The sequence below is a fragment of the Pontimicrobium sp. MEBiC01747 genome (genome assembly GCF_053601635.1).
The window spans coordinates 1-10,614 of the sequence record NZ_JBSHNS010000355.1 but is presented as its reverse complement, the minus strand read 5'-3'; the positions used below and the strand labels follow the sequence as shown (position 1 = coordinate 10,614).

At 29.9% G+C, this 10,614-nt stretch carries 10 protein-coding genes; 8 read left to right on the top strand and 2 right to left on the bottom strand.

Features of this window, described 5'->3' with window-relative positions; genetic code table 11:
• The 7 genes from ACVC2P_RS11430 to ACVC2P_RS11400 all read left to right on the top strand — a co-directional run.
• Positions 1-403, top strand: a 403-nt coding sequence (locus ACVC2P_RS11430; RefSeq protein ID WP_452598602.1) for an exostosin domain-containing protein, incomplete at its 5' end; no start/stop codon positions are given.
• A complete protein-coding gene (locus ACVC2P_RS11425; protein ID WP_452598601.1) occupies positions 396-1,397 on the top strand; it encodes a glycosyltransferase family 2 protein in 1,002 nt (333 codons plus the stop codon). The genes ACVC2P_RS11430 and ACVC2P_RS11425, both read left to right, overlap by 8 nt.
• The gene (locus ACVC2P_RS11420; protein ID WP_452598600.1) at positions 1,394-2,515 is read left to right on the top strand and encodes a glycosyltransferase; all 1,122 of its coding nucleotides are present in this window, start codon (positions 1,394-1,396) and stop codon (positions 2,513-2,515) included. The genes ACVC2P_RS11425 and ACVC2P_RS11420 overlap by 4 nt, the downstream gene beginning before the upstream one ends.
• A gap of 47 nt (positions 2,516-2,562) precedes the next feature.
• Positions 2,563-3,645 carry a glycosyltransferase gene (locus ACVC2P_RS11415; RefSeq protein ID WP_452598599.1) on the top strand — a complete coding sequence of 361 codons (1,083 nt, stop codon included), beginning with the start codon at positions 2,563-2,565 and terminating at the stop codon, positions 3,643-3,645.
• Positions 3,632-4,966 carry an O-antigen ligase family protein gene (locus ACVC2P_RS11410; RefSeq protein WP_452598598.1) on the top strand — a complete coding sequence of 445 codons (1,335 nt, stop codon included), beginning with the start codon at positions 3,632-3,634 and terminating at the stop codon, positions 4,964-4,966. Before ACVC2P_RS11415 ends, ACVC2P_RS11410 begins: the two co-directional genes overlap by 14 nt.
• A gap of 19 nt (positions 4,967-4,985) precedes the next feature.
• Positions 4,986-5,996 (top strand): glycosyltransferase family 4 protein, encoded by a 1,011-nt coding sequence (locus ACVC2P_RS11405; protein ID WP_452598597.1) that lies wholly within the window; start codon positions 4,986-4,988, stop codon positions 5,994-5,996.
• A 61-nt stretch (positions 5,997-6,057) separates the two neighbouring features.
• Positions 6,058-7,458, top strand: a complete 1,401-nt coding sequence (locus tag ACVC2P_RS11400; protein WP_452598596.1) for a sugar transferase — start codon at positions 6,058-6,060, stop codon at positions 7,456-7,458.
• On the opposite strand, the gene ACVC2P_RS11395 is transcribed toward ACVC2P_RS11400, so the two are convergent.
• Positions 7,459-8,631, bottom strand: a complete 1,173-nt coding sequence (locus ACVC2P_RS11395; protein WP_452598595.1) for a lipoprotein N-acyltransferase Lnb domain-containing protein — start codon at positions 8,629-8,631, stop codon at positions 7,459-7,461. It abuts the gene before it with no gap.
• A gap of 10 nt (positions 8,632-8,641) precedes the next feature.
• Positions 8,642-9,706: a putative type IX sorting system protein PorV2 gene (locus ACVC2P_RS11390; protein WP_452598594.1), complete on the bottom strand. Its 1,065-nt coding sequence runs from the start codon at positions 9,704-9,706 to the stop codon at positions 8,642-8,644.
• Between the two features lie 119 nt (positions 9,707-9,825).
• Between ACVC2P_RS11390 and ACVC2P_RS11385 the strand changes: the two genes are divergently transcribed.
• Positions 9,826-10,578, top strand: coding sequence for a CDP-alcohol phosphatidyltransferase family protein (locus ACVC2P_RS11385; protein ID WP_452598593.1), 753 nt, complete (start codon positions 9,826-9,828; stop codon positions 10,576-10,578).
• Positions 10,579-10,614 lie beyond the last annotated feature (36 nt).

The following is a 10,614-nucleotide window of genomic DNA, read 5'->3' as shown; positions in this document are numbered from 1 at the left end:
CAGTTATAGAGCGGGAGTACAAACAGAAGCAGATAGACAAAAAACAACACAAGAATTTTACGAAAATATATATAATAATGCGTACACCTTTTGTATTAGAGGAGTAGGCAATTTTTCGGTTAGATTATACGAAACGCTGGCAGTAGGACGTATCCCTATTATATTAAACACAGATTGTAAATTACCTCTGTCTAACAGTATAGATTGGAGTAAACATTGTATTATATTAGATGAAAGAAAAAAAATGTCTTTAGAAGCACAGATTTTAGAATTTCATCAATCTAAAACTGATGAAGCATTTTTAGAGATTCAAAAAAGTAATAGAGCACTATGGAAAACGCATCTAGTAAGGCAAACTTACTTTATTAATATTTATAATATATTTAAACAAAGTAATGACTAAAGCTTTTACACTTATTGTATGCACATATATGCGACCTAAACCACTTTTAGAGTTGCTAAAGTCTGTACAAAAGCAAACGTTATACCCCAACGAAATTCTTATTATAGATGGGTCTACAAATACAGAAACAGAACAAGTATTAAAAGAGCGTACATTTAAAAACTTAAAATACTTTAAAGTAGACGATAGAGATAGAGGCTTAACCAAACAACGTAACTATGGTATTAATAAAGTTGCTGAAACCTCTGAAATAATATGTTTTTTAGACGATGATATTGTTTTAACAACAATGTATTTTGAAAACTTAATAGAAACATATAACAGTCAAAAAAGTGCATTAGCCGTAGGAGGTTATATAACTAACGAAGTGGAATGGCGTGCAGCATCAAAAGAGAAAAGTAAATCTTGTTTTTATTATGACGATTGGATGCGTAATGAACCCTCTCGTTTTAGATTAAGACGAAAATTTGGATTATTACCAGATGCAGAACCTGGATATTTACCAACATTCTCTCATGGACGTTCTATTAGTTTTTTGCCACCAACAGGAAAAATATATAAAGTAGAGCAGCTTATGGGCGGTGTCTCGTCTTTTAAAAAGGACGTTTTTGAAACATTAGCGTTTTCAACTTATTTTGAAGGTTATGGATTGTATGAAGATGCCGATTTTTCTTTGCGACTAGCTAAACAAGGCGATATTTTTATAAACACAAATGCTCAGTTAGCACATTACCACGATGCTTCAGGAAGACCAAACCAATACAAATATGGTAAAATGGTTTTAAGAAATGGATGGTATGTATGGCGTGTAAAATACCCTAAACCAACATTAAAAGCACGACTAAAATGGAATGCTACAGCATTTTTACTCACGGCCATTCGTAGTACAAATATAATAACCTCAAACTCTAAACAAGCAGCATTAACAGAAAGTCTAGGAAGAATAGTCGGTTGGTGGTCTTTGTTTTTTAATGCGCCAAAAGTAGAACAATGAATTTTTTAATTATATCACATGTAAAACATAAGCCAAATGGAGCTACGTATGCGGCATACGCCCCCTATGTAAGAGAAATGAATTTATGGTTAAAGCACGTAGATAAAGTAACCATTGTTGCGCCAAAAGTATCAGGAAAACCAACGCCTATAGAAATCAATTATAAGCACAAGGCTATTAAATTAAATACTATACCTACCATTCAGTTTACGTCTATACAACATAGTATAATGTCACTATTAAAATTACCATTAATACTGTGGACTATTTTTAAAGCATGTAGAAAAGCAGACCATATTCATTTACGCTGCCCTGGAAATATAGGATTATTGGGCTGTTTTGTGCAAATACTATTTCCAAAAACACCAAAAACAGCTAAATATGCTGGAAATTGGGATCCTAAAGCAAAACAACCTATAAGCTATAAATTGCAAAAATGGCTGTTAAGTAATACAATGCTAACAAAAAATATGCAGGTTTTAGTTTATGGTAATTGGAAAGATCAAACCAAAAACATAAAATCATTCTTTACAGCAACATTTACTAATAAAGAAATAGAACAACCCCTACAGCGAGACTATGGTTCAATATTAAAATTTGTATTTGTAGGTAGTTTAGTAAAAGGGAAACGCCCATTGTTAACCCTACAAATTATAGAAGAATTAATTGCAAGAGGAAAAAAGGTGTGTTTAAATATGTATGGAGATGGGGTTTTAAGAGAAGAATTACAAAATTACATAACAGTTAATAATTTAGAAGCACATATTACATTACATGGTAATCAAGATAAAGAAGTTGTAAAACAAGCCTTAAAAGAAGCTCATTTTTCAATACTACCATCTAAATCCGAAGGTTGGCCCAAAGCCATAGCAGAAGCCATGTTTTATGGTGTTATACCAATTGTAACTAAAATATCCTGCGTACCATATATGCTAGATTATGGTAATAGAGGGATTTTAATTGATTCTGAATTAAAACTAGCAACCAATACAATTGTAGCTGAATTAGAGAATACAAAAACTTTAAAAATAAAAGCAGAAGCAGCCACAAAATGGTCACAAAACTATACCTTGGATGTGTTTGAAAGCGAGATTAAAAAATTAGTAGATAACAATTAAATAACGTGTAGCATTTCTAGAATTGTAGAAATGAAAAATAAAAAATAATGAGAGTATTACAGTTAATAGATTCATTACATACTGGGGGAGCAGAGCGTGTTGCTGTAAATATAGCAAATGCCTTAGCCCCACAAATAGATAAATCTTATCTCTGTGCTACAAGAGATGAAGGTTTATTAAAAGCGAGTCTACTAAAAACTGTTAAGTATCTATTTTTAAATAAACAAAAAACAATAGATATCAAGGCTATTAAAACACTTAATACTTTTATAAAAGAAGAAAATATAGAAATTATTCATGCCCATTCTTCATCATTTTTTTTAGCAACTATTATAAAGCTTTTAAATAAAAAAGTAAAAATAGTATGGCATGATCATTATGGGAATAGTGAGTTTTTAGAATCGAGATCGTCTAAAGTGTTAAAAAAATGTTCTCGATATTTTTCATGTATATTAAGCGTAAATAGACAATTAGAAACATGGTCTAGAAATAATTTAAAATGTAAAAATGTAAGTTACCTGCCTAATTTTGCAACAAAAAGCGATATTACCCCAACAACAACCTTGAAAGGGACATTAGGTAAACGTATTATCCATCTTGCAAACTTAAGAGCACAAAAAGACCATATAACACTATTTGAAGCATTTAAAATTATAGTAAAAAAACATCCAGAATGGACACTACACTGCGTAGGTAAAGATTTTAAAGATGACTATTCCGAAGCTATTAAAGCTAAACTGTTAGAATTGAAAATAGAAGAAAATGTATTTGTATACGGGAGTAAACCAGATGTGTCTAATATTTTAAAACAAGCAACAATAGGCGTGTTATCATCTAAGTCTGAAGGTTTACCCATAGCACTTTTAGAATACGGTTTGGCTAACTTGCCAGTATTAGCAACTAAAGTTGGAGAATGCGAAAATGTTGTAATTAATAATAAAAATGGTCTATTAATTAATTCAGAAAACCCAAAAGAATTATCACAAGCATTACTTTTGTACATCGAAAACGAAAAATTAAGATCTAAATATGCGGTAGCTTTTGCACAATACATTGAAAATAATTATTCTGCCAAGGCACAAACAATTACCCTTTTAAAAAAATATAAAGCAGCGATTGAAATTATTTAATTACATAAAAATTATTGGGCTGCATGTTCTAATAGGTATAGCAGTTTATATATTACCAATTTTATCTAAAGTATATTTATTGGGGATATTTTTGTTTTTTGTTATTAAAATAATAAAAACAAAACCAGCAGAAAGAGCCTTACAAATTTTAATAGCTTGTGGTTATATAGTAGGGGCTGAGGTGTTTTTACGAATGACAGGTGGTAGTTTATTATACGAAGCATCAAAATACCTAGTTATTCTATTTTGTTTAATAGGCGTACTTACAATACGTATAAATAAACAATCTATAATATATGTATTCTACATCTTTTTATTATTACCTGGAATTTTAATAGCTGGATTTAATATCACAGAAAATACAACGTTACGTACAGCAATAGCCTTTAACTTAAGTGGTCCTATATGTTTAGGAATTGCAGCATTATTCTGTTATAAATTAAAAATAAAGTACCAGGATACTCATAAAATTCTATTAGGAGTAGGGTTACCCTTAATAACAATAACAACATACCTTTTTTTATATACACCAGATATTAGAGATGTGGTAACAGGTACCTATTCTAATTACGCTACATCTGGAGGTTTTGGACCCAATCAAGTCGCAACAGTATTAGGTTTTGGAATGTTTATTTTTACAACACGGTTTTTTCTAAAATCCCCAACATTAAGTTATAAAATTGTCAACCTTATATTACTAGCATTAGTGTCTTATAGAGGTGTTGTGACCTTTAGTAGGGGAGGCATGATAACTGGAGTAATAATAATAGTAGCCTTCTTATACAGCTATTATGTAAAATCTTCAGTGAAGAATAAAAAAAGAACCTTAAAATTAATTGTCGTTTTTTTAGCCGTATCTATTTTTACATGGTTATTTACATCTATCCAAACCGGTGGTTTTATAGACAAACGTTACGCTAATCAAGATGCAGCAGGACGTGTAAAAGAAGATTTATCTACAGGTAGAAATCAATTAATATCATTCGAGTTAGAAGAATTTCTTAAAAACCCAATATTAGGAGTAGGTGTGGGAAAAATAAAAGAGTTAAGACAAAACGAGCAAGGTATAGAAGCTGCATCACATAATGAAATGAGTAGAATACTATCGGAGCATGGAACGCTTGGTATTTTTGCATTTTTAATTCTTTTAATAGCACCTTTAGGAATGAGATATAAAAATAGATCCAATATCTTTTTCTTTTCTTGTTATATATTCTGGTTTTTAACCATTAATCACTCTTCAATGAGAATTGCAGCCCCTTCGTTTATCTATGGTTTATGCCTATTGCATTTTGTTTATCAGCCCTCAAAAACAACATAAAAAAGATTAAAAAAGTATAGTGAAACAATTACTTTACATAGGAAACAAATTAGCAGGTTCTGGAAAAACAGTAACTACAATAGATACACTAAGTAAATTATTACAAGGAGAAGGGTATGTAGTAAAAACAAGCTCAAGTAAAAATAATAAGTTATTACGTCTATTAGATATGTTGCTTTCAATATTTAGGAACTCAAAATCTACAGACTATGTTTTAATAGATACATACAGTACTCAAAATTTTTATTATGCCTATTTATGTAGTCAATTATGCAGAATATTAAAATTAAAATACATCCCTATATTACACGGAGGGAATTTGCCAAACCGGCTAAAAAACAACCCTAAACTTAGTAAACAGCTCTTTAAAAATGCACATATAAATGTTGCGCCGTCAGACTACACAAAATCTAATTTTGAAAGCTTAAATTATACTAATATTATTTGTATACCTAATGCTATAGAAATAAATAAATATGAATTTAAACCTAAAAAAATAAATACAATCCGTCTATTTTGGGTGCGTTCATTTTCTAATTTATACAACCCTAATTTAGCAATATCTATTTTACATAAACTAATACAAATAGGCTATAAAGCCTCATTATGTATGGTTGGTCCAGATAATGATGGCGCATTAGAAAAGGCGAAAGAACATGCTAAAACGCTAAATGTAGAGGTCAGTTTTACAAATAAATTATCTAAAGAAGAATGGATAAAATTATCAGAACATTATAACGTGTTTATTAATACAACAAATTTCGATAATATGCCAGTAAGTGTTATTGAAGCTATGGCACTTGGACTTCCTGTGGTTTCTACAAATGTAGGTGGACTTCCTTTTTTAATAAACGATAGTAAAAATGGTGTTTTAGTAGAGCCAAATAATGCTAATGCTTTTGTTGAGGCTATTATAGATTTACAAGACAATAAAGAAAAAGTAATGTCGATAATAACAGAAGCAAGAAAAAAAGTTGAACAATACGATTGGCAAACAGTAAAATTAAAATGGCTTTCAATTTTAAAATAAATGAAGACACGTAAAAGATTTACTTTATTATATTTACATTTACAACCCTACTAATATTATAATGGCGGACACTAACAATAAAAGTATACACTTTGAAATTTCCGAACGTAAAATACTATTACGAATTTTAGATTTATTCTTTATTGGTATAGCTGTATATGGATTAAGTTTTATTCCTGCGTTTGATTATTATTCTATAACGCAAGACAGCTGGATGTGGTTAATTGTTTTAGGTCTATACATTTCAGGTTTTGGTACTGTTTTCGAATTATACGACTTGCAAAAATCCAGTAAATTAGAAACCGTAACTACAACTATCATTTTAACAGCGTCTTTAACAGTATTAGTGTTTTTACTTACGCCGTTTTTAACCCCTTCATTGCCAGATAATAGAATAGAAATATTGTATTTTTATTTTGCAATACTATTGGCATTATTAGTCTGTAGAATAGCCTATATTAATTTTATAGCTTCTCCTAGATTTTATAAAAAAGTATTATTAGTAGGAGAAATATCTAATATAGAAACTATAGTAGAAGCCTTTAAAAGTGCAGATCCTAACTACAAAATAATAGGCTTTATAAATTGTGAAATAGCTAAAGAAGATGCTATTAAATTTAAGGGAATACCAGAATACAGTCCAGATAATATTCATAAAATTATAAAAGAAGAACAAATTTCAGAAGTTGTAGTTGCTAGTTATAATTCAGAAAATATAACATCAACAATATATAACGATTTAATGATGTTATTGGAAAAAGGGTTTCCAATAAAAGAGTATACGCAAGTATATGAAGATATTACTTACCGTGTTCCTGTACAGTTTGTAGGTAAGGATTTTTATAAATATTTTCCGTTTAGTAGAAATAATAAAAACAAACTATATTTAACATATAGAAGAGGCTTAGATATTATATTATCAATAACAGGTATATTAATAGGAAGCCTATTTTTACCATTTATATTAATAGGAAACCTAATAGGAAATAGAGGCCCTTTATTTTATAAGCAAGAGCGTGTTGGTAAAAACGGAAAAACGTTTTTAATTTATAAGTATAGAACTATGGTTGTTAATGCGGAAGCTAATGGCGCTGTTTGGGCTAAAAAAAATGATACGAGAATAACTGCATTCGGTCGATTTTTAAGAACATCGCGACTAGATGAAATACCTCAGTTTATCAATATATTAAAAGGCGACATGAGTTTAATAGGGCCTAGGCCAGAACGCCCAGTTTTTATTGAAGAATTATCTCAAGTCATTCCGTTTTACGAAACAAGACATATTGTAAAACCTGGTTTAACCGGATGGGCACAAGTAAAAGCACGTTACGGTTCTAGTGTAGATGATAGTTTGGTAAAACTACAATACGATTTGTATTATATAAAACACAGAAGTTTCTTTTTAGACTTTAATATTATAGTAAAAACACTTAGTACAGTTATCTTTTTAAGAGGACAATAATTAGCTTACGTTTGCAAATTTATAAAAGCGTAATAAATAAATATAACGTATTAAAAATGCAATAAGTAAAGGAATTAGAGCAGGCGCAAAGCGTTGTACACCTATAACCCAATGCATAGTCATTAGCCCTAACATTATAATTAATAACTTTAAATAACCAATAAACCATTTCTTAGGTTGTTTTTTAACAACTTGTATTATTGCAAAAAGACTTAGAGGAAAAGCCCAAAGTAAATTATAATTATAGGCAGTTGCAGTATGGTCTGTAGCAAACCATAATAATAATATAAATACCCCAATTATACCGGTTAAGCCAAATAAACTAATATCTAACCATACAGACCGTTTACTGTTTTTAGAATTATTGTAGGTGATATAGATTATAAAAATTGAAATTAAGCTAAAAACAAACAACGGACTTGTAAAAAAACTAGAAGCTGCAAAAGCTTCTTTTTGTTTGTATACTATAGAAGAAGATTTTACTAAGGGTTTACCTGTATTTTTAAAGGAAGCATTTTCAAAAGATTGAAAGATAAATTCAGGTAAAAACATATATTCTCTAGGTGTAGCAGGCTTGTCTATAACCGAACCTAAAGCAATATTAATACCTAAGCTTCCCCAAGAATTCCAGTTTAGGTTATTGTTTATTAATTGTCTAAAAGTCTCAGATTTGTACGATTCTGGTGTTTTATAAACAATATTACTATTTAAAACTTGCTCTGCAACATCTCGCATTTTTGTTGCACAATTATCATAAAAGAAATCATAAAGATAATCTTTGTTTTCAGGCTTATTATTTTCTATTAAAAAACTATATAGAGCCCTTTTTTGCTCGTATGATAAATCTAAAACTTGCTCTTTTATCGTACGATCATGTCTTACATAGCGTCTTAAAAAAGAATAAAAAGGTTCTTTGCCTTGCGAATACTTTAGCTTACCTCTGGCAAAATTTAAAATAAAATTAGGGTCGTTAAAAGGATACCGTCCATAATCGTATACAATATCTACATATCCCGAACGAACTCTAAAAGCATTATGCCCAAAAGCATCATTTAAAGAGTTTCCTGGTCCAATAGTAATAATGCTTATTTCTGCTTCTGGTTTTAGGTTAGGATTTTGCGAAAAGGATAAAAAACTAAAAAAAAGAAAAGCAAGACGTATCGTTTTTTTCATATTAAAAGTACTATCTAAAAACGCTAAAATCTAATTTTAAAGAAAATACATTAGAATATAATGCAACACTTTGATCGCCTATATCTGTAAAAGCATAATCTACTTGTATTCCTTTATATTTAAAACCAACGCCAAGACTAGGTTGAAAAGTTAAATCTTCGCTATTGTCTATTTGTAATTCATTTTGGAAGTTTCCAACCCCCGTTCTTAGATAAATCATATCTATATAACCAAATTCAAAACCTAAAGCAGGATTTATACTGGCAAAAGAGGTGGATAAAATATCGTTATTTTGCTCAAATCGTACATTTAAATCTAGTTCAGCTCGTAGAGAATAATCATAATGAAACACATAACTTTTAGAAACACCTATCTGTAATTTAGGAATTGTAATTTCTGAAGTTTCTGGTAACTCTTGGTTTTGCCCTTCAACAGCACCTTTTATTCTTTCAAAAGCATCCTCATCAAAACTCCAAGAGTTAAAAGTGGTTGTAATATCTCTAGCCATGATACCAAACTTCCAATTATTATTCGTTTCAAACTGTATAGCAGCATCAAGTCCAAATCCCCAAGAATTAGCAAAGTCTCCAATAACTCTTCTAATAATTTTAGCATTTACACCATAATTAAGCCCATCTACTGGTAATTTACGAGCGTAAGAAAATGTTAAACCATAATCTGCAGTAGAAAATAAGCTAATACGATCAAAGTTTACATTTCCTTGGTCGTCTATAAGCTGTGTCGTATCTAGTATATCATCTACAGCAAAACGAATTAGAGAAATCCCTAAAGCACTTCTATTGTCTATAGGCATTGCAAAAGCAGCATAATCATAATTAGCAATATTGGCAAAGTAACTAGAGTGCATTAAAGCAATTTGTTTATCTTCTAAATGCACAAGGCCAGCAGGATTCCAATACCCAGAGTTAACATCTCTAGTATTAGCAGTAACAGCATTACTCATTCCAAGAGCAGCAGCATCCACACCAATGTTCATAAACTCATTAGAATATTTTGTTTGGCCATAGAGCGTTAAAGTCACTATAAATGAAAAGATTGTATAGAAATATTTCAATTGCAATTTTTTTACAAAGATGCTACATTTTTTATACATATTAAACTTTAAATTAAAGAGTATATTGTATAAAGGACTATAAAAAGTAAAACTTTATTATTTTTACCAAAAACTAACCAATGATTATAAAGAAACTTATTCCAAACTTTGTAACGCTTCTAAACTTGTTTTGTGGGAGTATTGCTGTATTATTTGCTGTTAATAATCACTTTATTGTAGCTGCTTTTTTTGTGTTTTTAGGAATATTTTTCGATTTCTTCGATGGCTTTCTTGCTCGTAAATTAAAAGTGCAGAGCGACTTAGGTGTTCAGCTAGACTCTTTAGCAGATATGGTTACCAGCGGTTTAGTTCCAGGAATAATCATGTTTAAATTAATTGGTTTAGCTTGTAATGATGATGCTTTTATAGATCTATCTGGAGACTGGAACTCTATATTACATTTTAATAATTTTAAATTAGCCCCAATAGCTTTAATAGGCTTGTGTATTACTCTCGCATCGGCTTATAGATTGGCTAAATTTAATATAGACGAAGACCAACAAAGCTATTTTAAAGGCCTACCAACACCTGCGAATACGCTGTTAATTCTGTCTTTGCCTTTAATAATGGAATTTCAGCATAGCGATATTATTAATACTATCATTTTAAATAAGTGGTTTTTAATAAGTTTAACCGTATTAAGTTGCTATTTATTAAATTCTAGTATTAAATTATTTGCCCTTAAGTTTAAAGACTGGAGTTTTAAAAATAACGCTATCCGTTACATTTTTATATTATTAAGTATTGTATTACTTATTGTATTGCATTTTGCAGCAATTCCAGTAATTATATTACTATACATTTTTTTATCATTATTAAACAAAAAACATTAAACACCAATGCTAGAAATTATTTTTACACTTATAATG